Genomic DNA, 23,529 nt, shown 5'->3' on the forward strand with positions numbered 1-23,529 from the left:
CGATGGCAAGTATAGCAAATTATCGGGTTACGACACCCTCGACCATTTTAATATACTGTGCAATGCCCTCTTCAATTTCATGCAGATAGATAAATTCATCCGCGCTATGTGAGCGGGCAGAATGCCCCGGGCCCATTTTCAACGACGGGCAATCGAGCAGCGCCTGATCTGACGTTGTAGGCGAACCATAGGCATTACGTCCCAGTTTCAACCCTTCCTGTACGATTGGATGGTCCATTGGGATACTCGAAGGCCTCAAACGGATGGAGCGAGGTGCTACTTCGGACTGAATATTAGCCTTGATCTCGGAAATAACCTCCTCCAAAGTATACTGATCTGTCACACGCACATCGATCGTGAATGTACACGCATCAGGCACCACATTATGCTGTGTGCCTGCATTGATAATCGTCACCGACATCTTGATCGGCCCGAGCGTTGGCGATACTTTGGGAAACTTGTACTCAGTAATCCACTGAATATCTTTCAGCGCCTTGTAAATCGCATTCTCTCCTTCCTCTCGCGCTGCGTGACCGGAAATGCCTTTTGCAGTACAATCCAATACCAGGAGACCTTTTTCTGCAACCGCCAAATGCATTTCCGTAGGCTCTCCCACAATCGCAAATGCAATTTCAGGAAGCTCGGGCGCCACGATTTCGAGGCCCTCTTTTCCGGATATCTCCTCTTCGGCGGTTGTAGCAATCGCGACATTATAAGTAAGATCTTCCCTTTCGTAGAAGTAACAGAACGTAGCAATCAGCGACACCAGGCATCCGCCGGCGTCGTTACTACCCAATCCGTACAACTTCCCATCCTGCTCAATGGCTTTGAATGGATCAAGTGTCCACGATTTGTTAGGCTTAACCGTATCGTGGTGCGAATTGAGCAGCATTGTGGGCTTGGCCGCATCGAAATGCTTGTTGAAAGCCCAGAGATTGTTCTTTTTGGTATGAAAAGGAATGTTCTTTTTGGTAAAGAAATCTGCCAGAATTTTCGCTGTATGCTCCTCTTCCTTGCTGAAAGATGGCGTCTCAATGAGGTTTTTTAAAAGCTCAATGGCCTCCTTGGAGAGCGTTTGTAGGTTTTCCAAAGTGTTTACCATCTTACCTGTCCGTCACCTTTAACAATCCATTTCTCGGTTACCAGTTTTTCTAACGCAAATGGGCCCCTGGCATGCAATTTCTGGGTCGAAATACCGATTTCCGCCCCTAATGCAAACACGCCGCCGTCTGTAAAGCGGGTGGACGCATTGGCATATACCGAAGCGGCATCTACCTCTTTCAAAAAGGTTTCGATAGCTTCTTCATTAGTTGAAATAATAGCTTCTGAATGTCTCGAAGAGTAGTTTTCGATTTGTTTCAAAGCATCTTCCAGTCCGTCGACGATTTTCACCGAGCATTTGAAATCCAGGAATTCCTTTCCGAAATCATCTTCGCTGGCATGTTGTAAATAGGGATACTCCGCTTTTTGGAGAATATCAAAAGACTCTTCATCCGCGAAAACCTCCACATTCCATTTAATAAAGTCTTCTTTCAGTTTTGGCAAAAATGTGCCTGCCACTTCCCTGTCAACCAACACGGTATCCAACGCATTGCAGGCAGCGGGTTTTGAAACCTTCGCATTCACCACGATCTGCGCGCCCTTATCGAGGTCGCCTGTTTTTTCAATATAAGTATGACAAACGCCCGCGCCGGTTTCAATGGTAGGTACCAACGAATTCTGGCGAACGAATTTGATCAGTCCTTCCGAGCCACGTGGGATGATGATATCCACATATTGAATGGCCGTCAGCAACTCCGCCACAAACTCGCGGCCGGTGGGCAGCAATGTGACAGCAGCCGATGGCACACCAAACTCCGCCAGTGACTCATGGATAAGCCCTACCAGGTAAGTATTGGAATGCTGCGCTTCCTTACCGCCTTTGAGCACGCACGCATTCGCGGAGCGCAGGCATAATGAAGCGACATCAATGGTCACATTCGGGCGCGATTCATAGATAACGCCTACCACGCCCAGCGGCACGGCAATTTTCTTTAATGATAGCCCTTGCTGAATGGTTTTTTCTACAAAAACTTCACCCGTCGGGTCCGGGAGCCCGGCTACCTCAATCAGGCTTTGCGCCAGTTCGTTGATCCGCTTCTGATTCAGGAGCAGGCGGTCCTTTTTCGGGTCGGCATCATCCATCAAATCCAGGTCTTTCTGGTTTTCGGCGATGATGTTTTCGGCATTAGCCAGCACTTTCGCAGCGAGATTGATCAGCAGATCAGCCCTTTGCCTGTCTGTCAGCCGGCGAACGGTAGCTGATGCCTCCCGCGCTTCCTTTAATTGAGGTACTATCGATTCCATTATAACAAAACTATATCATTGGCATGTGCCACTTCAAAATTCACTGTTTTCAGGTTTGTGCGGATCGCGGACGACGTCACGCGTGCGCGTGCGACCGCGATCATTTCATCTTCCGAAGAATATATTTCGATGATCTCCCCCGCTTCAAAATCACCCGTCACCTCGGCAACGCCTACCGCGAGCAAACTCTTACGTTTCAATAATGCTTTGGACGCGCCTTCGTCCACACGCAGCGTACCAGATACAAGACCACCGCTTCCCAACCAGCGGTTACGCGCCGATAATGTGCTCTTGCCCGGCGTGATCAATGTTCCTGCTTCGCCTTTTAATGCATTCAGCAGTTCATTTTGTTGGTTCATTCCAAAAATCACTACGCGGATTGCCATTCTGGACGCCAGTTTAGCGAAAGTCAGCTTCGAAGCCATTCCGCCGAGCCCAAGGAAAGATTTATCAGTCCTGACAAACTTAAAAACCTCGTTCACATTGGATACGTTCCGCAGGATTTTGCCTTCCTCATCCAGCAACCCGCCGACCGATGTACAGAACATCAATGATTCAGCGCCAAAACCGACAGCCAGCAAAGTAGCGAGCTCATCATTATCCGAAAATTTCAGCTCACGATCGCTTACCACGTCGTTTTCATTCACGATCGGGATAATGTCATTAGCCCACAGCTCTTCGAATGTTTCTTTGAGTTGCAGGAATTTGTTGCGGTTAGCGAAATGCTGACGCTCGCAAAGGCTCTGGGCAATGTAAATCTTGTTCGGGGCGAAATAGGTGGCGTAGAGACCCACTAGCAGCGGGTTACCGACGGAAGCGGCAGCCTTTCGCTGGGTCATTGTGCCCTTATAGTCATTGATATATGCCTTACCAGCTCCCACCGCTCCCGAAGAAACGATGATAATGCGGTACTGGGAATGAATTTCCGAAACCTGCCGGGCTATTTCGGAAATGATCCTGACATCAGGTTCACCCGAAGGAAGCGTGATAGAGGCCGTCCCGAACTTTATGACGAGAATAGGTTTTGACACTTTGGTATTCAAATAAGCGGCACCATCACGGTTATTTCCGATGCCCGGTAATCAATCTGGCGGCAAAAATACTTCTTTTCAGGCGAAAACGGATGCTACTAGCATACCCGCAGTGCATTTGGCACATTATAATTCGCTTAAAAAGGTACCGTTAAAGGTTCTCCTGAGCTTTAATCCTTTTTGCAGCTCGTCGAGATACTGATCGCGTGGGATCTCTATTGCGCCGTAGCGGAGTACATTATCATTGATAAATTGCGTATCCAACAAGGCGAAGCGGTTCACTTTGAGGATCTGTATCAAGTAGTGGAACGCGACTTTCGACGCATTACTTTCGATCGAAAACATCGATTCACCAAAAAACACCCCATTAATCGAAACGCCATACAGCCCTCCAACCAGCCGGTCTTCACGCCAGGCCTCGACGCTATGCGCGTAACCGATCTCGTGCAAGGCAGTGTAAGAAGCAATGATTTCCTCCGAAATCCACGTCCCTGGCTCCGTTGTACGAGGGAGCGCACACCCGCGCATAACGCCCTCGAAAGCGGTATCGATCCGGATATCGAAATGCCTTTTATTGAGCACCGGCCGGAGCGATTTGGAGGGCTTGTAGGTATCTATCGGAATTACAGCCCGCGGATTGGGCGAGTACCAGTAAATCGTTCCATCCGCCTCGGCCATTGGAAATATGCCATTAATATAGCCGTTGAGAAGGTCGTCGGTACTGATTGCAGACATGAAAGCCACTGAATTAAGGAATAATATTGTTGATCGAAGTGTGAATAGTACAAAAACGGGTGCACATGCAAGTTCGACGTTTAAAACTTTACCGTCCAAAACGAACCATAAAAATATATCTTCTGTTTCTTTGCTGTAAGATTTTTTTTTTGAAAATTTGCAGCCTCTTAGACGCACAAGCAAGTCAATGAATCACAACGGCATACATACAGTTCTGCATACTACGCCTTTCCGATTCAGGTCCCCAAGGACCGCATAATCTCTTTTTACCTACGTGGTAATATCTAATCCCCACAATTTTCTTACAATTTCTAGACGTCCCATCGTTTGTCTCTGGGTATAGTTAATTATTGTCTTGAACATTTTGTCAGCATAGTCATCAATGAAAAATACCGAAGTAGTGGGCAGTAAGTTTATCATACAGACTGCCAATGAAAATCATCTCCATTACGCTGAGCGGATCTGCGCGGAAATGGAGGAGAGCGCCAAAAAGCGTGGTACCGGTATAGCCAAACGTTCCCCTGTGTATATCATGGAGAAAATGGTGGAAGGAAAAGCTATCATAGCCACTACCGACACCGGCGAATGGGTAGGGTTTTGTTACATCGAAACCTGGGAGCACGGAAAATTCGTAGCGAATTCAGGGCTGATCGTACATCCTGATTTCCGCAACAGCGGCATGGCGAAGGCTATTAAAATGAAAGCTTTCGAATTGTCGCGCCAAAAATATCCTGATGCCAAAATTATCGGTATCACTACGAGCCTGCCGGTGATGAAAATCAACTCGGACCTGGGCTACGAGCCTGTTACATTCAGTGAATTGCCCGCCGACGACGCATTCTGGAAAGGCTGCGCGAGCTGCGTGAATTACGACGTACTTACCCGGACCGGCAGAAAACACTGCCTTTGCACGGGTATGATGTATGATCCGGAAGATAAAAAACCTGCCGCGACGCCTACCAGCGGAAGCGAAACGGCCACCGAAAGCCATACCTGGGATTTCTTGAAGGAATCGAGCCTCTACGAGCGCTGGATGCGCATTAAGCAACGCATTTTGCTGCGAAGGGAAGAACGTGCCAAAAAGAAAAACGCCGGGGCCGTGCTGGTACATTAATGTGCCGCACACTTTGATAGATATCGTATCTTATTTTAATACCCCGCCCGGCAACCGAAATGGCCCGAAGCGGGGTATTTTTTGTTACTTTTGCACCGCAAATCAAGCATTTAGTCAGAATTAGAATTTATATATAATGTCACAGCCCAAAGTAGTATTAGCGTTTAGCGGGGGACTTGATACCTCCTTTTGTGTAAAATATTTAGCCGAAGACAGAGGTTACGAAGTGTACTCGGTTTTGGTTGACACCGGTGGTTTCTCGGACGAAGAGCTGAAAACCATCGAAGCGAATGCCTATGCTTTGGGCGTGAAGCAACATGCTACGGTTTCCAAAACCAGGGAATATTACAATGATTGTATCAAATACCTGATCTTCGGTAATATCCTGAAAAACAATACTTATCCCCTTTCGGTAAGCGCAGAGCGTATTTTCCAGGCGGTTGCAGTGGCGGAATATGCCAAAGAAATCGGTGCGAGCGCGATCGCGCATGGAAGCACTGGTGCCGGTAACGACCAGGTTCGTTTCGATATGGCGTTCCGCATCATTGTTCCGGAAGCCGAAATCATCACCCCGATCCGCGACCTGAAACTGTCCCGCGAGGCCGAAATCGAATACCTGACCGCGAAAGGCGTTTCCCGTGACTGGACCAAAGCTGCATACAGCATTAATAAAGGCCTTTGGGGAACATCGGTAGGTGGGAAAGAAACATTGACTTCCGACCAATACCTCCCGGAATCGGCATGGCCTACACAAATCACCAAAACAGAGCCTGAGCGCATCACTTTAGAATTTGTAAATGGTGAATTAAAGGGCGTTGCCGGCGAAAGTTTTGAAAACTCGGTAACCGCTATTCAAAAGCTGGCAGAGATTGCTCAGCCGTTCGGAATCGGTCGGGATATTCACGTGGGCGACACCATTATCGGTATCAAAGGCCGCGTAGGTTTTGAAGCTGCTGCTCCGTTGATCATTATCAAAGCGCATCATACCCTTGAGAAGCATGTTTTGACAGAACAACAATTGTACTGGAAAGAGCAGCTTTCGAACTGGTACGGCAGCCTGCTCCACAAAGGGCAGTTTGTAGAGCCGGTCATGCGCAACATCGAAACATTCCTGGGCGACACGCAGTCGCACGTGACAGGTAAAGTGCATGTATACCTAGCACCGCATCGCTTCCATGTAGAAGGTATTGAGTCGCCATTTGATCTGATGTCATCGAAATTCGGCAGCTACGGCGAAATGAACAATGCATGGACCGGCGACGACGTACGCGGCTTCTCAAAAGTAGCTTCGAACCAGGTAATGATTTATGGGAAGGTAAGTGACTCGGTAAATCAGTAATTAAAATGAGTTTATCGACGAATATAAATATTGGCATCATCGGCGCCGCTGGATATACCGGCGGCGAGTTGATCAGAATCCTGGTAAATCACCCCAACGTAACTATCGCATTCGCGCATAGCAAGAGCCAGGCTGGTAAGCCGGTTTACGCGACGCATACGGATCTACTCGGAGACACGGAATTGGTATTTTCCGGCGACGACATTCAGCCATTACTGGATCAGCCAGGTTTGAATGCGATTTTCCTGTGCTCCGGCCATGGCGAGTCAAAGAAGTTTCTGGATGAATATCAATTGCCGGAAACTGTAAAAGTAATCGACCTCAGCACGGATTTCCGGAATGAGTCGAATGGCTTTGTATATGGCTTGCCGGAGTTGCAGCGTGAGCAGATTAAAAGTGCGACTAAAATCGCCAACCCTGGTTGCTTTGCAACAAGCATCGAATTAGCGGTATTGCCACTCGCCAAGGCAGGTCTGATTAAAGACGACGTCCATGTGAGCGCGGTTACGGGCAGTACGGGTGCGGGACAAGCGCTGAGTGCGACCACGCATTTCACCTGGCGCAACAATAATATGTCGATCTACAAGGCATTCTCGCACCAGCATTTGACCGAGATCAAAATGACTTTCGGCAAGTTGCAGGCAGGTTTTGATAAGGCTGTGAATTTTGTACCGTATCGTGGCGACTACACGCGGGGTATTATCGCCAATGTGTATACCCGTTTTGCGGGGACTTTGGAAGAAGCAAAAGAACTTTACAAAAGCTACTATGCCTCGCACCCATTCACGCACGTGAGCGACACGCCGATTGATTTGAAGCAGATTGTGAATACCAACAAATGCTTCGTTCACCTGGAAGTGCACGACGGCCAACTGCTGATCACGAGCATTATCGATAACCTGACCAAAGGTGCATCGGGACAAGCCGTTCAGAATATGAACCTGATGTTCGGCTTGCCTGAGCATGCAGGGCTGCGGTTGAAGGCGCCGGCGTTTTAATTCACTTTTAGAATCTAAATAAGATCAGACAATGTCACACCTATTTGACGTCTACCCCATTTACGATATCGAACCGGTGAAAGCCGAAGGCAGCTACCTCTGGGACCAGCATGGTACCAAGTACCTCGACCTTTACGGCGGCCACGCGGTGATTTCCGTCGGCCATTGCCATCCGTATTATGTGGATAAGCTGACGAAGCAATTGAATGCGATCAGCTTTTACTCCAATTCTGTAAAGATTTCCATACAGGAAGAATTGGCAGAGAAACTGGGTGAGCTTTCGGGCTATCCTGACTACAAGCTGTTCCTCTGCAACTCCGGCGCGGAAGCGAATGAGAACGCATTGAAACTGGCTTCTTTCCACAATGGCAGAACGAAGGTGATTTCTTTCACCAAATCATTCCACGGCCGGACGGCCGGTGCGGTTGCTGCAACGGATAACCCATCCATTGTAGCTCCCATCAATTACAAAGAACACGTTACTTTCCTGCCATTCAATGATGCGGCTGCTGCCGAGGAAAGCATTACCGACGAAGTTTGCGCGGTGATTGTGGAAGGTATTCAGGGCGTGGGAGGCATCAATGTTTGTACCGACGAGTTTTTGCAAACATTAAGACGCAAATGCGATGAAACAGGCGCGATTCTCATCCTCGACAGTGTGCAATGCGGCTACGGGCGGACGGGCAAGTTCTTCTCGCACCAGTTCAGCGGCATTACGCCCGACATTATGTCGATGGCTAAGGGCATGGGCAATGGCTTCCCAATCGGCGGGATACTGATCTCTGCGAAATTCAAAGCGAGCTATGGTTTGCTGGGAACAACCTTCGGTGGTAACCACCTGGCGTGCGCCGCGGGCGTGGCGGTGCTGGATATTATGAAAGAAGAAAACCTGATCGCGAATGCAGCGGAGATCGGCGATTACCTGCTGGAAGGCATTAAGGCGATTGGAGGCTATAAGGAATTGAGAGGCCGCGGACTGATGATCGGGATCGAGTATGATTTCCCTGTGAAAGATTTGCGCAACAAGCTTCTGTTTGAACACAAAATGTTCACAGGTGTGGCTGGCGCGAACACGATCCGCCTCCTGCCATCGCTCGCATTGGGGAAAACCGAGGCCGATTTGTTCCTCGAAGCATTGAAAAAAGAAGTATCTGTTGCGGCTGTTTGATTTTTTTGAACTAATACCATCCTTGTCCTAGTTGAGAATAGGAACACCTATCTCCGAAATTTTAACCTGAATGAAACACTTTCTGTCCATTAAAGACGTCGCCGATCTCCCACAGCTCATTACCAGTGGCATTGCTGCTAAAAAGGATCCGTTTGCGGACCAGGCGCTGGGGAAAAACAAAACCATAGGTCTCTTGTTTTTCAATTCGAGTTTAAGGACGAGGATCAGCACCCAAAAGGCTGCTCAGAACCTTGGCCTGAACGTGATCACGATGAATGTGGGCCAGGATGGTTGGGGACTGGAAATGGAAGAGGGTGTAATCATGAACGGCGACAAGGCTGAGCACGTGAAAGAAGCGGCGGCGGTCATCGGTAGCTATTGCGATATCATCGGGATCCGGTCGTTCGCAGGCTTGCAGGATCGTGACAAGGATTATGCGGAAATCGTTTTTCAGCAATTTAAAAAATATGCACAGGTACCGATCATAAACCTCGAATCGGCGACGCGGCACCCGCTGCAATCGCTGGCCGACTGTATTACGATCGAAGAATTCAAGCTGAAACAACGCCCGAAAGTAGTGCTTACCTGGCTGCCGCATTTCAAAGCATTGCCGCAGGCGGTAGCTAATTCATTTTGCGAATGGATGAACCCAATGGACGTCGAGCTCGTGATCACGCATCCCGAAGGATATGATTTGTCTCCCGAATTTGTAGGTAAAGGCCAGGTAATCTACGACCAGGACAAGGCATTGGAAGGCGCCGATTTTGTATATGGTAAAAACTGGTCGTCGTACAATGAATATGGCAAGGTATTGAATACCGACCCGTCGTGGATGATTACCGAGGCCAAAATGGCTTTGACCGACAATGGTAAATTCATGCACTGCCTGCCCGTACGCCGCAATATGAAGGTGGCCGACGAAGTGCTCGACGGCCCGCGTTCGCTGGTGATAGAGCAGGCCGCCAACCGCGAATGGTCGGCGCAGGCGGCATTGAAAGAGGTCTTGTTAGGATTGTAATCGCTATTTTTGCTAGACTGAATACGAAAAGGGGCAGTCGCACCGCAGCGGGCCTCTCATTATGAAACTGTTAATGAAATGAGTACAACCACATTGGCTCAACCCTTCGATACTACAACGCTGAATGAAGTCCGTAAAACCGGCGTACTGATCGTGAACCTGGGCACGCCCGACAGCCCTTCTGTACCCGACGTGCGCAAGTACCTACGTCAGTTCCTGATGGACGAGCGCGTGATCGATATCCCTTATCTCAACCGTTGGTTTCTGATCAACCTGGTCATCGCACCTTTTCGCGCGCCGAAATCTGCAAAAGTGTACAAACAGCTTTGGCGGCCAGACGGCTCTCCGCTGAAAACGTATGGTTACTCTGTAAAAGATAAATTACAGAAAGTACTCGGCGAGAATTATGTAGTCGAACTGGCGATGCGTTACCAGAACCCGAGCATTGAAAAGGCGCTCACTGCATTGCGCAAGGAATGCCTGACGGAAATCATCGTCGTGCCATTCTTCCCGCAATATGCGTCCGCGTCTACCGGTTCGGTGTATAAAGAAGTAATGCGTGTCGTGAAAGACTGGGAAGTGCTGCCTGAAATCCGTTTTGTGAACCGCTTCCTTGAACATCCCAAGTTCATCAAGGGTTTTGTGGATTTAGGTAAAAAATACATGGCTCAGCATGATTACGACCATTTCGTGTTCAGCTACCACGGCTTGCCCGAGCGGCAGATTACCAAAGGCGATGTTACCGGCCATTTTTGCCAGTTCGGTAGCTGCTGCGACAAGCTCGATCACCGCAACCAGCATTGCTACCGAGCCCAATGCTTTGAAACGACGCGCTTGCTGGTGAAAGGAATGGGTATTCCAGAAGGCAAGTATACTACCTGCTTTCAGTCGCGATTGGGCAAAAATCCCTGGATCAAACCTTATACCGATGAGGTAATCCCTGAATTGACTAAAAAAGGTGTCAAAAGCGCATTAGCATTTTCTCCCGCATTCGTAGCCGACTGTCTGGAAACGACGATTGAAGTGGGTGAAGAATATAAAGAGCTATTCGAGAAAGAAGGCGGCCAGCACTGGCAGCTCGTCGAAAGCCTCAACGACAGCGATATCTGGGTAGAATGCCTTGAAGATATCATCAAAAACCCGGCCGCCTGATTCAGGGGCCGGGTTTTGGCTTTTTAGAGGAATACCTCTTTTATAAAATAATGCTTTCTTTCTTGTAAAGGCCGATCAGCGTCTCGGCAGCATAATCGATCTCTGCTTCGGTGTTGTACTTCCCAAACGAGAAACGCACGTTAGCACGGTTTTCATCGATTCTGAGCTCATTCAGCACATGCGAGCCAATGTCGGTACCACTCGAACACGCGCTGCCGCCAGAAACGGCAATTCCGGCGATGTCGAGGTTGAACAGCAGCATATCGCTGATATCCGACGGCGGCAGGCTTACGCTCAAAACAGTGTAAAGGCTTTTGCCTAACTCGCCTGAATTTCCGTTGAACGTCACACCTTCGATGCCGTCTTTCAGCTTACCGATCATACGCCCTTTCAGGCCTTCGATGTGTTGCTGATGCGCATCCATATCACGGTAAGCTATTTCCAATGCCTTCGCTAATCCTACGATGCCATAAATATTCTCAGTCCCTCCGCGCATGTTACGCTCCTGCGCGCCCCCGTGTACGAAAGGATTTATTTTAATACCGGGACGAACGTACAAAAACCCGATGCCTTTCGGCCCATTGAACTTGTGCGCCGCACCGACGATGAAATTCGTTTTCAGTTTTTGCAGGTCATGGCGATAATGACCCATCGTCTGCACGGTGTCGCTATGAAAAATGGCGTCGTACTTTTCGCAAATATCACCGGCCGTTTCAAGGTCGAGCAGGTTGCCTATCTCGTTGTTGCCATGCATCAGGGAAACCAGCGAACGCGGTTTCGAAGCAAGTAATGCGTCCAGATGTTGCAGATCAACCTCACCTTTTGCATTCAAATTCACAAAACTCAGCTCGATCACGCCCAGCTTTTTGAGGTGCTCCAGCGTATGCAATACCGCGTGGTGCTCAATGCGCGAGGTAATGGCATGTTTCAGGCCAAATGTCTCGATGCTCGAACGGATAGCAGTATTATCGGCCTCGGTACCGCCCGAGGTGAAAAATATCTCGGCCGGCGCTGCATTCAGGATTCCCGCGATACTCTTCCTGGCCCGCTCGATGGATGAACGCACGGCGCGACCGTAAGAATGAATGGAAGAAGGGTTACCGAATTGCTCGGTCATCAGCGGCAGCATGGCTTCCAGAACCTCGGGGTCCAGCTGCGTCGTAGCCGCATTGTCCAGGTAGACTTTCATTGGGATATAAAATTAGAAAGATCACTCATCGTCTTTTTCGACAATAAGTGACCTGAATTAGCTTAGCAACAGCTTTATTATTTCTTCGGTTCCGAAATAATTTCCTTGATATCGGAAATGATCTTATTGGCAAGGCTCGTAGCAGTAGTCTGCGTCTCCGATTCCGAGTAAATACGGATGATCGGCTCGGTATTCGACCGGCGCAAATGCACCCATTCGCGGTCAAATTCGATCCGGACACCGTCCACAGTATTCACCGGCTGTTTGGAATAGCGTGTCTGAATACGGTCCAGGATGTTATCGACGTTGATTTCCGGCGTAAGCTCGATCTTGTTTTTAGAAATATAATAATTCGGATAAGACCTTCTCAAAACCGACGCTTTCTTGCCCGATTTAGCCAGATGCGTCAGGAACAATGCAATACCCACCAATGCATCACGGCCGTAGTGGCTTTCAGGGTAAATAACCCCTCCATTACCTTCTCCGCCGATTACCGCTTTATTGGCTTTCATGGCATTCACCACATTTACCTCTCCTACCGCCGAAGCCAGATACTCACCACCGGCTTTGATCGTCACGTCGCGTAATGCGGCGGTCGACGAGAGATTGGAAACGGTATTGCCCGGCGTGTGTTTCAAAACGTAATCCGCAACGGCTACAAGCGTGTATTCTTCTCCAAATGGTGTACCGTCCTCGCACATGAGCGCAAGTCTGTCCACATCGGGATCCACGACGATACCCAGGTTATAGGAACCATTGTTCAATTCTTTGCTGATATCGTGCAAATGCTCCGGAAGCGGCTCGGGATTATGTGCGAAGTTACCGGTTGGCTCGCAATTCAGCTTTTTAATGCTTTTCGCATCGACCCCCAACGCTTCGAGTAGCATCGGTACCGCTATGCCGCCGGTCGAGTTGACCGCGTCTACAACGACCCTGAAATTCGCATTTTTGATTGCCTCCACGTCAACCAATGCCAATGAAAGCACGTGGTCAATATGTTTTTGCAGGTAAGTACTGTCGGTTGAATAGCTGCCGAGCTTCTTCACATCAGGAAAAAGAAAATCTTCCTGATCCGCAATGCGCAACACTTCGGCGCCTTCCGCTTCTGAAATAAATTCTCCTTCGTTGTTGAGCAGTTTGAGGGCATTCCACTGGATCGGGTTGTGGCTTGCTGTCAGGATGATCCCGCCCGCCGCTCCTTCCGCTTGCACGGCTATCTCGACAGTCGGGGTGGTAGAAAGGCCAAGATCGAGCACATTAAGCCCTACACCCTGCAAAGTACCGGCTACCAGACGACTTACCATTTCACCGGAAAGCCTGGCATCCCTGCCGATCACGACCTTCAAATTCTGTGGATTTGTACGCCTCACCCATGTCCCGTATGCAGCAGCAAACTTAACAACATCAATCGGAGTCAGCGCCTCACCCGACTTTCCACCCACTATTCCCCTGATTCCTGAGATAGATTTAATTAACGTCACGATCTAGAATTCCTCTTTATGTTTAGTTGCAAAAATACTAAATTCCCTCTCCGCAATTAGATTTTTCTACAAACAAAAAACAATAATTGAGTTTCTGGACACCTAATTTACGCCTGGTCACAGCTTTACTGATTTGCCGGAGAACCGGTGATAATATACGTTTTCGGGTACGATTTGGCAGTTATACATTCGAAATCTGACCCATTTTACCGAACACCGGGTCCATCCATTCCAACGACAATTTTTGTACCGAATTACTCAGCAGAGCACTCCATTGCTTACCCACATAATCCAGGTCGTCCTTCTCGAAACGATGCTCCACAAGCCGGAATGAGTCCTTTTCGTACATAACGACATCTATCGGGTAGTCAACGTCGTTGGAGCTTACGCGGGTCGAATCGAAGGACAAAAAGCCAATTTTCAGCGCGTCTTGCATCGACGACTCGAATTTGAGGCTCCGGTACAAAAGCGGCTTGCCGTAACCCGAATTACCAATGATGATAAACGGCGAGCCGTCGCCCACCTCCACCCAGTTGCCTTCGGGATATAAAAGAAATAGCTTATGCTCCGAATCGTGTTCGAGCTGCCCGCCCACAATCGCAAACAGGTTGAACACCAACCCCGCATTGTTAAGCGCGTACCGGTCCTCATCGGCTACCCGGCGCACCTGCTGCCCCAATGCATTCACGGCCTTGTAAAGCTTGTCGAATGAAGTGTCCCGCTCTTCCAGGACTTCTTTGAAATAGGTTATTGCCTTGTCGCGCACCGACCGCAAACCCGAGGTCATTATAAAAATCGAATGCTTATCAGACTGGTAAACAGATACTTTCTTATTGGTAGAAACCTCGGTTCCGGAGGTAAGGCGTGTATCGGCAATGGCCACCAGGCCGGATGCGACTTTGATACCCAGGCAATATGTCATGTCTTAGCAGCTCAGTGATGATAGAGTCGCTAAGATATAAAAGTTTTGATCAGTTCATCCACTGGCTTTTGAAATGCCCCAGGCTCTGGCTTTGCGACTGCGCGGTCTCCAATCCGAAGTACATATCGAAGATTTTGTTATCGACCTCGTTGTTCTTGATCTGGAATTTGTCAAGGTATTCGTGCAGTCCCATTTTAAACACATCCTCCACATCGGTGAATTCCAGCTCGCTCCGGATCTTGCTCAATGCGCGCTCCGCAGGGTTGGTATAGCCGCGTTCGGGGATGGAGCCGGCTATCGCATAGAGCGACAATTCCGCCTGGCGCACGCAATAAGCGATCGAGCGTGGGAAAAGCTTGTCCAGGATCAGGAACGCCACGATGTTCATCGGCGTCAGCGCGCGGTGCGTTTGCCGGTACATATTATAGGCGCTCACCGATTTCAGCACGGCGGTCCAAAGCATCAGGTCGAGTGTGGAACCCGAGGTGCCCGAATCCTGCAACAATGTAAAATACTTCACATCCAGGAAGCGCGAGCATTTGTCGGCCCGCTCGATATGCCTTCCAAGCCTTCCGAAATGCCAGGCCTCATTACGTGTGATCGACGAGTCGACTACCCCGTGGAAAAGCTGGCAGTTTTTACGGATATCCGTGAAATACGACTGCATATGATCCATATTGCGGAAATCGTCGGGCGAAGTTCCCCTAATGGTGAGGTAAAACGTGTTGATACTCTCCCACATTTCCTTCGAGATCGTCTCGCGGATCGTACGTGCATTCTCCCGGGCCTCATACAGGCAGCTGATGATCGAGTTCGGATTGCGTTTATCGAATGTCATGAAATGGATGACATCCTCCTTCGTAGGCTTATCGTAGTACTTATAAAAGAGGAAGTGGTCGGCTGTTGCGATCAAAAGCGGCTCCCATTGCTCGTCCACATCGGGTGGAAGATCGAGGGCAAGGTTAAAATTAACTCCCACGAAACGCGCGTAATTCTCAACCCGTTCCATGTAACGATTCATCCAATAAATAGAATTCGCAACTCGGCTCAACATAAGTGGAAAGTAATATCTCTAAAAATGTAAATCAGAATAATTATAATGCGATCAAACCAAAATACCTAATAATATTTTGCAAATACAAGCATATGCAAAAAGTTATATTATTTCCTTACAAATTATTATTCTACAATAATTTCCCCGCCCATCTTGGAATCTTCCCGAAACCTTTAAAATTTGTAACTTAACCTTTCATCAAACCATAACCCGTATTTCCTGTGTCAAAGAAAGAACAATTTATTGCAGCAATTCAGAAATCCTATCAAACTGACAAACCTGTAATTCATTTGGGGTCGGCCATACTCGACGGCGAGATTATCGGCGAGGCCCGCGTAAACCTTCCCTTGCGCATGATGAACCGCCACGGACTGGTAGCCGGAGCTACGGGATCGGGGAAAACGCGTACGCTGCAGGTATTCGCCGAACAGCTTTCAGCAGCAGGTGTGCCCGTTTTCATGTCCGACATTAAGGGCGACCTTTCGGGTATTGCACAGCCAGGCAAAACGAATGCAGCCCTGGAAGAACGCGCACAAATACTGGGAACCGTTTTCGAGCCAAAAGGATTTCCTGTCGAGCTATATTCGCTGAGCGGCAACAAAGGCGCACAAATGCGTGCTACGGTGCTGGAATTCGGGCCGATATTGCTTTCCAAAATCTTCGAACTGAACGAAACCCAGGCCGGCGTGCTCGCTATCCTGTTCAAATATGCCGACGACAAGGACCTCCCGATGGTGGACCTGAACGACCTGAAAAAAGTCCTCAACTACCTCGCCGAAGGCCCGGGCGCCGATGAAATCAAAGCCGATTACGGTACCATTTCCGCGTCCACAGCCGGCACGATCCTGCGTAAAATCGTCGCATTGGAACAACAAGGTGTGGGTACCATTTTCGGAGAACGGTCATTCGACATTTCCGACCTGATCAACAAAGTCGACGGCCAGGGCGTGATCAGCCTCCTCAACGTCTCCGATGTGCAGGACAGGCCCGCATTGTTCTCGACATTCATGCTGAGCCTTCTGGCTGAATTATACCATAAACTGCCCGAAGCGGGGGATCTGGACAAACCTAAACTGGTTTTCTTCCTCGACGAAGCGCATTTGCTCTTCAAAGACGCCCCAAAAGCCTTTCTCGAACAGATCGAGCAAGTTGTAAGGCTCATCCGTTCCAAAGGCGTGGGTATTTTCTTCTGCACGCAAATGGCGCAGGACGTGCCGGTATCGGTGCTCGGCCAGTTGGGTAACCGCGTGCAGCACGTGCTCCGCGCATTTACGCCGCAGGATGCCGAGGGATTGAAACAGACGGTCAAAACTTACCCTAAATCGGATTTCTATACGATCGATCAGCTCCTGACCACGCTCGGTATCGGCCAGGCATTGATTACAGTTTTGAATGAAAAAGGGATCCCTACCGAAGTCGCCGCCACGCATTTAATGCCGCCCGCTTCTATTATGGGGCCAATGGTGCAGGCAGATTACGACAAGCACGTGCAGCAATCGGATGTTTATACCAAATACAAAGACCCTATCGACCCTGAAAGCGCCTATGAAATCCTGACCAAAAGAATGGAGGAACACGCACGCGTAGAAACAGAGGCGAAGGAAGCGGAAGTACAGGCGAAAGTGGAGGCCAAAAAGGAGAAAGAACAAACGAGCATGATCTCCGACGCGCTCAACTCGCCATTAGCAAAACAAATCGGCCGTGAAGTCGTACGTGGCGTTTTTGGAATGCTGTTTGGCAAGAAAACGACCACGCGGAAAAGTGGCGGAGGGTTGTTTGGATTTTAACAGCCTGTCACGCTGAGGGAAGTATTGAAAATGTTAGCCTGAGCCTAAATGTCACGCTGAGCGCAGTCGAAGCGCATGTACGATGTTCCCGTACAGACTGCCTTCGACCGCCGGGCGGCCCCGTCCGCTCAGGCTGACAATTGCACTGAGCCTGACCGTGAAGTTTGATATGGGTTTATCTAAAACCCATATCAAACATCCGTATCATATGCGATCACGCAACGCTGGTCGACTAACTTATCCAGGTTTTCAGGCACATCGAGACGTGTTCTCGCATTATCGAATGCATCGCGGTACTTCTCTTTCAACTCCCGACGTTTGATCGCTTCCAGGAAACGTCGCGCATCCTCCTCATTTTCCAGCACCAATTCAGGAACGACGGTCGGCTTGTTGTTCTCGTCTTTGGCTACCATTGTCACGTACGAAGTATTGGTGTGCCTTACCGAACGGTTTCTGACATTCTCTGCCACCACGCGGATGCCCACGACCAGCGAAGTCCTTCCCACATAATTCACCGACGCGTGCAGCGAAACGAGGTCGCCTACCTCCACCGGTTCGAGAAAATCCACCGCATCCACGGAAACCGTCACGCAGTACGTCCCCGCATGCCGCGACGCGCACGCATACGCGACCTTATCGATCAATGAGAGCAATATACCCCCGTGTATTTTCCCCCCAAAGTTGGCATAGGAAGGGATCATGAGTTCTGTGAGGGTAGTCTGGGAAAAACTGACGGGCCTGGGCTCCATACGCGTTATTTACTTTTTCAACAAAATGGTTTTACCTGTTTTGGCCGACTCTCTGGCCGTGTCCAGTATTTCTACGACGGTAACATTGACCGGCAGCCCGTACAAATCGTTCTGATCGAGTTTCAAACGGCCTTGCACCACATCGGCCAGCACCGAAAACGGATCGGTGTAAGGGGCGGGGCGGGGATCGAGTTTGAGGGTTTCCTCCGGTGCTTTCTCCTGCAAGCGCTGGCGTACGGTGGTCGCGTTTACAGCAACGGCGTAGCCTTTGTTACCATAAACCTCCATGTCTTTTCTAGCAAAAGACCAGTTCCACGAGCCCTGGATAATGCACTGCGCTTTCGGGTATTGGACGATAATGGAAGCCTCATCGTCAACATTTTTATAAATATCCGGCTTATTCTGATGTGTAACGGCGGTTACTGAAATGGGGCGTTCACCTTTCATAAGCCAGGTCATCAGGTTGGCACCGTAGCAACCGAAATCGATCAATGCGCCGGCGCCGTTTTTAACTGGATCGGTCAGGATAGCGAAAAACTCCTTGCTAACCCCGATTTCCTTCGGCCCCTGGTGGCCGTCGTTGACCATTACCTTGCGGATTTCGCCCAGCTTTCCATCCTGAATAAGCTGGTTCACGTGCTGGTTGCTCGCATACCAGGAAGTTTCATAGTTGGTCAAAACCTGGATATTGTGCTGCGTCGCGAGTTTCTGAATTTCCTTTGCATCAGCAAATGTCGTCGCCAATGGCTTTTCTACCATTACATTGATCTTCCGCGGCGCACACGCCCGAACGACTACCACGTGCTCATTGATCGCCCCGAATGCCGAAACTGCCTCTGGTTTTGCATCGTCGAGCATTTTGTTCAGGTCTGAATAAAACAGTTTCGGGTCTAGCTTGTATCGCTCGGTAAACTGCTTGACGAGGTCGGGGTTCGTTTCCCAGATGCCTACCAGCTGGATATCGGTTTTGTCTTTCCGGTTAAAAATCCAGCCTACGTGACCATGACTAAGCCCCGCGACAGCCACGCGAATAGGCTTCTGTGCCATCGAAGAAAGGCTGATCAATGCAAAAAAGAGGTATACAAGTGTTTTCATCGTAGTTTACGGTTTAGGACAATTTATCAATAATATCTTTGATCACTTCCTGCAAATAGGCACCATTGTACGGGCCGTACCAGCTCATGGTTTTGGTTTCGTACAAATCGCGGTTGAAGTACTTGTCGTGGGTAATGTAGCCGATATAGCCTCCGTTGAAACTCGTTACCATCAGGTTCAGGCCTTTTGTTTTCGCATATGCGTCCAGTGGGCCGGTCAGTTCGCCTGAAAAATCGCACGGCATGCCTACCATCAGGATATTGCCGATCCGCAATGCTTTCACGTATACAGGATATTCACCAAATGCTTTTTTGAATGCCCACGGGCGCAGTACTATGCTCATCGTCAACCTGGGCGACGGCTCCCGCAACGGCAATGGCAAGGTAAGCGTTTCTACCAATGCATTCTTCGACTCCTCTTTTAATGAGTTGTTGGACAGCAACGCATTCTGAACGCCAAATGCCTGGTTTTTCACTTCATCAAAATCATCCGTTCCTTTTTCGATCGGCCCCATGCTGCCTACCGCGCCGGCCATGTACATCGCAAAATCGTAGCGGCCTTTTTCGAGCGAATCCACGAGCGCACCCGGGTAGTCGCGCGATAGCACGATGTTTTTGGAATTCAAAACCGTGGAATGCGCTGCGAAAGAGCTCAATATCGCCTTTTGCCCGCTTTTGGTAACGAATGCCGCCGAACGGATCTCGGGATCGATGCCGCCCTCCTCGCCTACGAGGCGGTTACGAATGTCGAGCGAATCGAGCGATTCCAGGTAAGTCAGCTGCACAGGCTCTACCTTTTTCTGTGCGTCGGTAATGGCTTTATGAAATGCATTGGCAAGGTTTTCAACAATGGCCGGATCGTATTTACCCGAAAAGAACAGCGACGAGATGCCCGTTCCCCACCCGCCGACGCTGTTATGGCTGTGCGTAGCGCCGAAATAGATCTGATCGAACGGAATATCGCCCGGTTTCAGCTTTTCCTTTAATGATTTGATCACCGTCGGCGGGATGATCAGCAGGTCAGCGGCAATGATGGCGGCTTTGGTATGCCCATTGTCGATTACTATCGCACGCACATATACGGAGTCGTGCACGGCGGTGTACGGCCTGCCGCGGCGGTTGCCATAACCCGCAGTGGGCGTCGGCGCTGCCGGTGTAATATTGACCTTTGCCCAGCCTGCCTGCAATGCGCCGGAAGTACCCACGGTATCCCCTTTTGCACCTCCGATGAGCGTTTTCCATTCCTTATAATAGGCCATTTCCTGATAAGGCGTATCGTCCATGGTCGTGATCATGGTGGCAATGGCAAGTACGAGCAACAGGAGGAATATCCCGATGATTTTCAAAAAAATGCGCAGCACTTTCATGGATGGGGAGTTTAGGTTTGATGAAAAGACGGGTGTCGTCGTTTTCTATTGCTATCAAAAATACCCGGCAAACCAGTTTTCGGGTTCATGCCGGGTATTAAAAGTTTATGAAAATAGTTAAATACCTGATCAGGATTGTTTTACGAGCTGAATATTGGCAATCAGCTTCACGTCCTCACCAATTACCAAGCCTCCTGAATCCGTCAGTTGCATGTAGTTCAGGCCGAATTCCTGACGGCTCAGACGCCCTTCTACCTCAAACCCGATCCGCGTATTACCATTCGTGTCTTTTTCGGCGCCGCCGTACTCGGCATCCAGCTCGATGGGCTTGGTAATGCCTTTGAGCGTAAGAAGCCCCGAAAGCTTGTAGTTATCGCCTTTTACTTTATGAAAATAGTTGGATTGAAAGGTAATATGCGGAAATTGCTCGGCATCGAAGAAATCCGCCGACCGCAAATGGGCATCACGCATTTCGACATTGGTATCGATACTGTTCACATCGAGAGAGAAATGGATTTCTGCATTATCAAAGTTATTAAGGTCCGAAGTGGCCCCGCCTTCAAAATTATTGAAGGATCCTGTGATCGTCGAAATGACCAGGTGTTTGATCTTGAACTGCACTTCGGAATGCGCCGGGTCTACGATCCATTTTGTTACTGCCATAGGTGTATTATTTAAATTTCAACGAAATACTGTTCGCTCTAAAATTAACATTCCTGATGTACAAACGTCGATTATAACGATTTAATTCTGACCAACGCAGACGTTCATGATAAAATAAATGGCACGTAATTTTTAAGTAACTAAGCATCATTACATTTAGCATAAATACAAATTCGACTCATAGATGAAAATGAAGGGAAGAAGCATATTCACGTATGACGTGCATGCCCCCACCACCATAACGACCATGTTACGCCCTCGCCGTCAGGAAGGCCAATCGATCATTCAGGAAGGTTTTAACATAGAGCCGCCGGTACCGTTTTCGGAGTATACCGACCTTTACGGTAACCCTTGCCAGCGTACGATTTTGCCCGTAGGCAGGGTGACGATCAGTACCGAAGTACAAGCGCAGGTGAGCCCAACGAAACCAATTCCGGACCCTACACCTGCGTATATGCTTGTAGGGGATTTGCCTGATGAAGTCATGCATTATATTCTCCCGAGTCGGTATTGCCAGTCGGATTTGCACGAAATCAATGTGTTAGCCATGGAAATAGTCGAAAACCTGGCGCCGGGCTACGAGCAGGTGGAGGCGATCCGGACATGGATTCATAACAATGTGCGCTACCAGTACGGTTTTTCAGATGCCGCCACAACCGCATTCGACACGGCCCGCAGCCGCGTTGGCGTGTGCCGCGACTTCACGCACCTCGCTATTGCATTATGCCGTAACCTCTGCATTCCGACGCGCATGACGGTGGGCTACCTCGATAAATTGAAAGACATGGATTTGCACGCCTGGTTCGAGGTGTTCATCGGTGGTGAATGGTACACGTTCGATGCAGTGCAGGAAAAAACCGAAGGTTACCGCATCGAAATCGCCCACGGACGCGACGCCGCAGATGTGGCGATGGTTACCCAATACGGCAATGCAACGCTGCAATCGCTGCAAGTCGAAGTTGAACTGCTTGAAGCCGAACAGTAAACAAAAAGCCGGTACCGGATCCCGGTATCGGCTTCGCTCTATTTGGTCTTAGTTATTAAAATGGGGCCTAAATAACGCCCAGTTCCTTTCCTACTTTCGTAAATGCCGCCACGGCCTTTTCCAAATGCTCCTGCTCGTGGCCTGCGGAGATCTGCACGCGGATACGCGCCTTGCCCTGCGGAACAACGGGATAGAAAAAGCCGATCACGTAAATGCCTTCATCGAGCAACTTCGCAGCGAACTCCTGCGCCAATTTTGCTTCGTAAAGCATGATCGGGACGATCGGGTGCTCACCAGGCAGAATATCGAAGCCCGCTTCGGTCATAGCCTTGCGGAAGTACTGCGTATTCCTTTCCAGTTTATCGCGCAATGCGGTGGATGAGGTCAGTAAATCGAGTACTTTGATAGAAGCTCCTACAATGGAAGGTGCTAATGTATTTGAAAACAAATAAGGTCTCGAACGCTGGCGCAGGATTTCCACGATCTCCTTTTTCGCAGCCGTGAAGCCGCCGGATGCCCCGCCCAATGCCTTGCCGTAAGTACCCGTGATAATGTCTATGCGCCCCATTACATTGCGGTACTCGTGCGTGCCGCGGCCTGTTTTACCCATAAATCCGGTAGCGTGGCATTCGTCGATCATCACCATCGCCTGATATTGCTCAGCCAGATCGCAGATCTTTTCGAGCTGGGCTATGGTGCCGTCCATCGAAAACACGCCGTCGGTTACAACCAGAATGCGGCGGCTTCCCTTGGCGTCTTCGAGCTGCTTTTGCAGGTCGACCATGTCGTTATGCTTGTAACGGAAACGCTTGGCTTTACAAAGGCGGATCCCATCGATGAGCGAAGCGTGGTTCAACTCGTCGGAAATAATAGCGTCCTGCTCATTCAGCAACGGTTCGAAAACCCCGCCATTCGCATCGAATGCCGCGGCGTAGAGAATGCAATCCTCGGTACCGAGAAATTCGGCCGTTTTTCGTTCAAGCTCTTTGTGAATATCCTGCGTGCCGCATATAAACCGCACCGACGACATCCCGAAACCATGGGAATGAATAGCATCGATACCCGCCTTGATCACGTCGGGATGCGAAGAGAGGCCCAGGTAGTTATTTGCACAAAAATTAAGCACATCAGCCCCGTCGGTAGTTGTAATATGCGCAGACTGCGGCGTGGTGATCACGCGCTCTTTTTTATATAACCCCGCGGAGCGGATCGCTTCCAGTTCACCGACGAGTTGTTCTTGGATGTTACCGTACATAATTGAATGAGTGAATGAGTGAATTTTGAATGAGTGAATGACAGACTTTCGAATGAGCGGATGATTGAATGTCTTGACTCTA

General features: G+C 49.4%; 21 protein-coding genes. 8 read left to right on the top strand and 13 right to left on the bottom strand.

The window, feature by feature from the left end:
* Positions 1-19: 19 nt before the first annotated feature.
* The 4 genes from IEY24_RS18620 to aat form a co-directional block, all read right to left on the bottom strand.
* Positions 20-1,102: a M20 family metallo-hydrolase gene (locus IEY24_RS18620; protein WP_188934781.1), complete on the bottom strand. Its 1,083-nt coding sequence runs from the start codon at positions 1,100-1,102 to the stop codon at positions 20-22.
* Positions 1,096-2,346: a glutamate-5-semialdehyde dehydrogenase gene (locus IEY24_RS18625; RefSeq protein WP_188934783.1), complete on the bottom strand. Its 1,251-nt coding sequence runs from the start codon at positions 2,344-2,346 to the stop codon at positions 1,096-1,098. Before IEY24_RS18625 ends, IEY24_RS18620 begins: the two co-directional genes overlap by 7 nt.
* On the bottom strand, positions 2,346-3,377 hold the full coding sequence (gene proB / locus IEY24_RS18630) for a glutamate 5-kinase (RefSeq protein WP_188934785.1): 1,032 nt from the start codon (positions 3,375-3,377) through the stop codon (positions 2,346-2,348). Before proB ends, IEY24_RS18625 begins: the two co-directional genes overlap by 1 nt.
* Positions 3,378-3,503: 126 nt before the next feature.
* The gene (gene aat, locus IEY24_RS18635; protein WP_188934787.1) at positions 3,504-4,112 is read right to left on the bottom strand and encodes a leucyl/phenylalanyl-tRNA--protein transferase; all 609 of its coding nucleotides are present in this window, start codon (positions 4,110-4,112) and stop codon (positions 3,504-3,506) included.
* Between the two features lie 382 nt (positions 4,113-4,494).
* Between aat and IEY24_RS18640 the strand changes: the two genes are divergently transcribed.
* The 6 genes from IEY24_RS18640 (at position 4,495) to hemH (ending at position 10,901) form a co-directional block, all read left to right on the top strand.
* Positions 4,495-5,226: a GNAT family N-acetyltransferase gene (locus tag IEY24_RS18640; RefSeq protein ID WP_188934789.1), complete on the top strand. Its 732-nt coding sequence runs from the start codon at positions 4,495-4,497 to the stop codon at positions 5,224-5,226.
* A gap of 136 nt (positions 5,227-5,362) precedes the next feature.
* The gene (locus tag IEY24_RS18645; protein WP_188934791.1) at positions 5,363-6,565 is read left to right on the top strand and encodes an argininosuccinate synthase; all 1,203 of its coding nucleotides are present in this window, start codon (positions 5,363-5,365) and stop codon (positions 6,563-6,565) included.
* A gap of 5 nt (positions 6,566-6,570) precedes the next feature.
* A complete protein-coding gene (gene argC / locus IEY24_RS18650; protein ID WP_188934793.1) occupies positions 6,571-7,563 on the top strand; it encodes an N-acetyl-gamma-glutamyl-phosphate reductase in 993 nt (330 codons plus the stop codon).
* A gap of 31 nt (positions 7,564-7,594) precedes the next feature.
* Positions 7,595-8,731, top strand: coding sequence for an aspartate aminotransferase family protein (locus tag IEY24_RS18655; protein ID WP_188934795.1), 1,137 nt, complete (start codon positions 7,595-7,597; stop codon positions 8,729-8,731).
* 70 nt (positions 8,732-8,801) lie between these two features.
* Complete coding sequence (locus IEY24_RS18660; RefSeq protein ID WP_188934797.1) at positions 8,802-9,749, top strand: N-acetylornithine carbamoyltransferase; 948 nt, start codon at positions 8,802-8,804, stop codon at positions 9,747-9,749.
* Between the two features lie 78 nt (positions 9,750-9,827).
* Positions 9,828-10,901 (top strand): ferrochelatase, encoded by a 1,074-nt coding sequence (hemH, locus tag IEY24_RS18665; RefSeq protein ID WP_188934799.1) that lies wholly within the window; start codon positions 9,828-9,830, stop codon positions 10,899-10,901.
* A 40-nt stretch (positions 10,902-10,941) separates the two neighbouring features.
* Here the strand turns inward: hemH and IEY24_RS18670 are convergent, their stop codons facing one another.
* The 4 genes from IEY24_RS18670 to IEY24_RS18685 form a co-directional block, all read right to left on the bottom strand.
* Entirely contained in the window at positions 10,942-12,090 is a 1,149-nt protein-coding gene (locus tag IEY24_RS18670) for a cysteine desulfurase family protein (RefSeq protein ID WP_188934801.1), read from the bottom strand.
* Between the two features lie 77 nt (positions 12,091-12,167).
* Positions 12,168-13,571 carry a phosphoglucosamine mutase gene (gene glmM, locus IEY24_RS18675; protein ID WP_188934802.1) on the bottom strand — a complete coding sequence of 468 codons (1,404 nt, stop codon included), beginning with the start codon at positions 13,569-13,571 and terminating at the stop codon, positions 12,168-12,170.
* A gap of 181 nt (positions 13,572-13,752) precedes the next feature.
* Entirely contained in the window at positions 13,753-14,493 is a 741-nt protein-coding gene (locus IEY24_RS18680) for a proteasome-type protease (protein ID WP_188934805.1), read from the bottom strand.
* Positions 14,494-14,542: 49 nt separating this feature from the next.
* Entirely contained in the window at positions 14,543-15,547 is a 1,005-nt protein-coding gene (locus tag IEY24_RS18685; RefSeq protein WP_188934807.1) for an alpha-E domain-containing protein, read from the bottom strand.
* 221 nt (positions 15,548-15,768) lie between these two features.
* On the opposite strand from IEY24_RS18685, the gene IEY24_RS18690 reads away from it, so the two are divergent.
* The gene (locus IEY24_RS18690) at positions 15,769-17,334 is read left to right on the top strand and encodes a helicase HerA-like domain-containing protein (protein ID WP_188934809.1); all 1,566 of its coding nucleotides are present in this window, start codon (positions 15,769-15,771) and stop codon (positions 17,332-17,334) included.
* A 191-nt stretch (positions 17,335-17,525) separates the two neighbouring features.
* Here the strand turns inward: IEY24_RS18690 and IEY24_RS18695 are convergent, their stop codons facing one another.
* The 4 genes from IEY24_RS18695 to IEY24_RS18710 form a co-directional block, all read right to left on the bottom strand.
* A complete protein-coding gene (locus IEY24_RS18695; RefSeq protein ID WP_188934811.1) occupies positions 17,526-18,083 on the bottom strand; it encodes an acyl-CoA thioesterase in 558 nt (185 codons plus the stop codon).
* 9 nt (positions 18,084-18,092) lie between these two features.
* A complete protein-coding gene (locus IEY24_RS18700) occupies positions 18,093-19,178 on the bottom strand; it encodes a Gfo/Idh/MocA family protein (protein ID WP_188934813.1) in 1,086 nt (361 codons plus the stop codon).
* Positions 19,179-19,191: 13 nt separating this feature from the next.
* On the bottom strand, positions 19,192-20,544 hold the full coding sequence (locus IEY24_RS18705) for a neutral/alkaline non-lysosomal ceramidase N-terminal domain-containing protein (protein ID WP_188934815.1): 1,353 nt from the start codon (positions 20,542-20,544) through the stop codon (positions 19,192-19,194).
* A gap of 129 nt (positions 20,545-20,673) precedes the next feature.
* Positions 20,674-21,207: a YceI family protein gene (locus IEY24_RS18710; protein ID WP_188934817.1), complete on the bottom strand. Its 534-nt coding sequence runs from the start codon at positions 21,205-21,207 to the stop codon at positions 20,674-20,676.
* Between the two features lie 184 nt (positions 21,208-21,391).
* Between IEY24_RS18710 and IEY24_RS18715 the strand changes: the two genes are divergently transcribed.
* Complete coding sequence (locus IEY24_RS18715) at positions 21,392-22,192, top strand: transglutaminase-like domain-containing protein (protein WP_188934819.1); 801 nt, start codon at positions 21,392-21,394, stop codon at positions 22,190-22,192.
* Between the two features lie 67 nt (positions 22,193-22,259).
* On the opposite strand, the gene kbl is transcribed toward IEY24_RS18715, so the two are convergent.
* Positions 22,260-23,447: a glycine C-acetyltransferase gene (gene kbl, locus IEY24_RS18720; protein WP_188934821.1), complete on the bottom strand. Its 1,188-nt coding sequence runs from the start codon at positions 23,445-23,447 to the stop codon at positions 22,260-22,262.
* Between the last annotated feature and the right edge of the window lie 82 nt (positions 23,448-23,529).

Origin of the sequence: Dyadobacter endophyticus, assembly GCF_014641595.1 — a bacterium.
Lineage (GTDB): Bacteria > Bacteroidota > Bacteroidia > Cytophagales > Spirosomataceae > Dyadobacter > Dyadobacter endophyticus.

Excerpts from the sequence above, each read along its gene's own strand:
- IEY24_RS18620 (WP_188934781.1), bottom strand. The coding sequence starts at position 1,102 with ATGGTAAACACTTTGGAAAACCTACAAACGCTCTCCAAGGAGGCCATT.
- IEY24_RS18625 (WP_188934783.1), bottom strand. The coding sequence starts at position 2,346 with ATGGAATCGATAGTACCTCAATTAAAGGAAGCGCGGGAGGCATCAGCT.
- aat (WP_188934787.1), bottom strand. The coding sequence starts at position 4,112 with ATGTCTGCAATCAGTACCGACGACCTTCTCAACGGCTATATTAATGGC.
- IEY24_RS18640 (WP_188934789.1), top strand. The coding sequence starts at position 4,495 with ATGAAAAATACCGAAGTAGTGGGCAGTAAGTTTATCATACAGACTGCC.
- IEY24_RS18645 (WP_188934791.1), top strand. The coding sequence starts at position 5,363 with ATGTCACAGCCCAAAGTAGTATTAGCGTTTAGCGGGGGACTTGATACC.
- argC (WP_188934793.1), top strand. The coding sequence starts at position 6,571 with ATGAGTTTATCGACGAATATAAATATTGGCATCATCGGCGCCGCTGGA.
- IEY24_RS18655 (WP_188934795.1), top strand. The coding sequence starts at position 7,595 with ATGTCACACCTATTTGACGTCTACCCCATTTACGATATCGAACCGGTG.
- IEY24_RS18660 (WP_188934797.1), top strand. The coding sequence starts at position 8,802 with ATGAAACACTTTCTGTCCATTAAAGACGTCGCCGATCTCCCACAGCTC.
- hemH (WP_188934799.1), top strand. The coding sequence starts at position 9,828 with ATGAGTACAACCACATTGGCTCAACCCTTCGATACTACAACGCTGAAT.
- IEY24_RS18670 (WP_188934801.1), bottom strand. The coding sequence starts at position 12,090 with ATGAAAGTCTACCTGGACAATGCGGCTACGACGCAGCTGGACCCCGAG.
- IEY24_RS18680 (WP_188934805.1), bottom strand. The coding sequence starts at position 14,493 with ATGACATATTGCCTGGGTATCAAAGTCGCATCCGGCCTGGTGGCCATT.
- IEY24_RS18685 (WP_188934807.1), bottom strand. The coding sequence starts at position 15,547 with ATGTTGAGCCGAGTTGCGAATTCTATTTATTGGATGAATCGTTACATG.
- IEY24_RS18695 (WP_188934811.1), bottom strand. The coding sequence starts at position 18,083 with ATGGAGCCCAGGCCCGTCAGTTTTTCCCAGACTACCCTCACAGAACTC.
- IEY24_RS18700 (WP_188934813.1), bottom strand. The coding sequence starts at position 19,178 with ATGAAAACACTTGTATACCTCTTTTTTGCATTGATCAGCCTTTCTTCG.
- IEY24_RS18705 (WP_188934815.1), bottom strand. The coding sequence starts at position 20,544 with ATGAAAGTGCTGCGCATTTTTTTGAAAATCATCGGGATATTCCTCCTG.
- IEY24_RS18710 (WP_188934817.1), bottom strand. The coding sequence starts at position 21,207 with ATGGCAGTAACAAAATGGATCGTAGACCCGGCGCATTCCGAAGTGCAG.
- IEY24_RS18715 (WP_188934819.1), top strand. The coding sequence starts at position 21,392 with ATGAAAATGAAGGGAAGAAGCATATTCACGTATGACGTGCATGCCCCC.
- kbl (WP_188934821.1), bottom strand. The coding sequence starts at position 23,447 with ATGTACGGTAACATCCAAGAACAACTCGTCGGTGAACTGGAAGCGATC.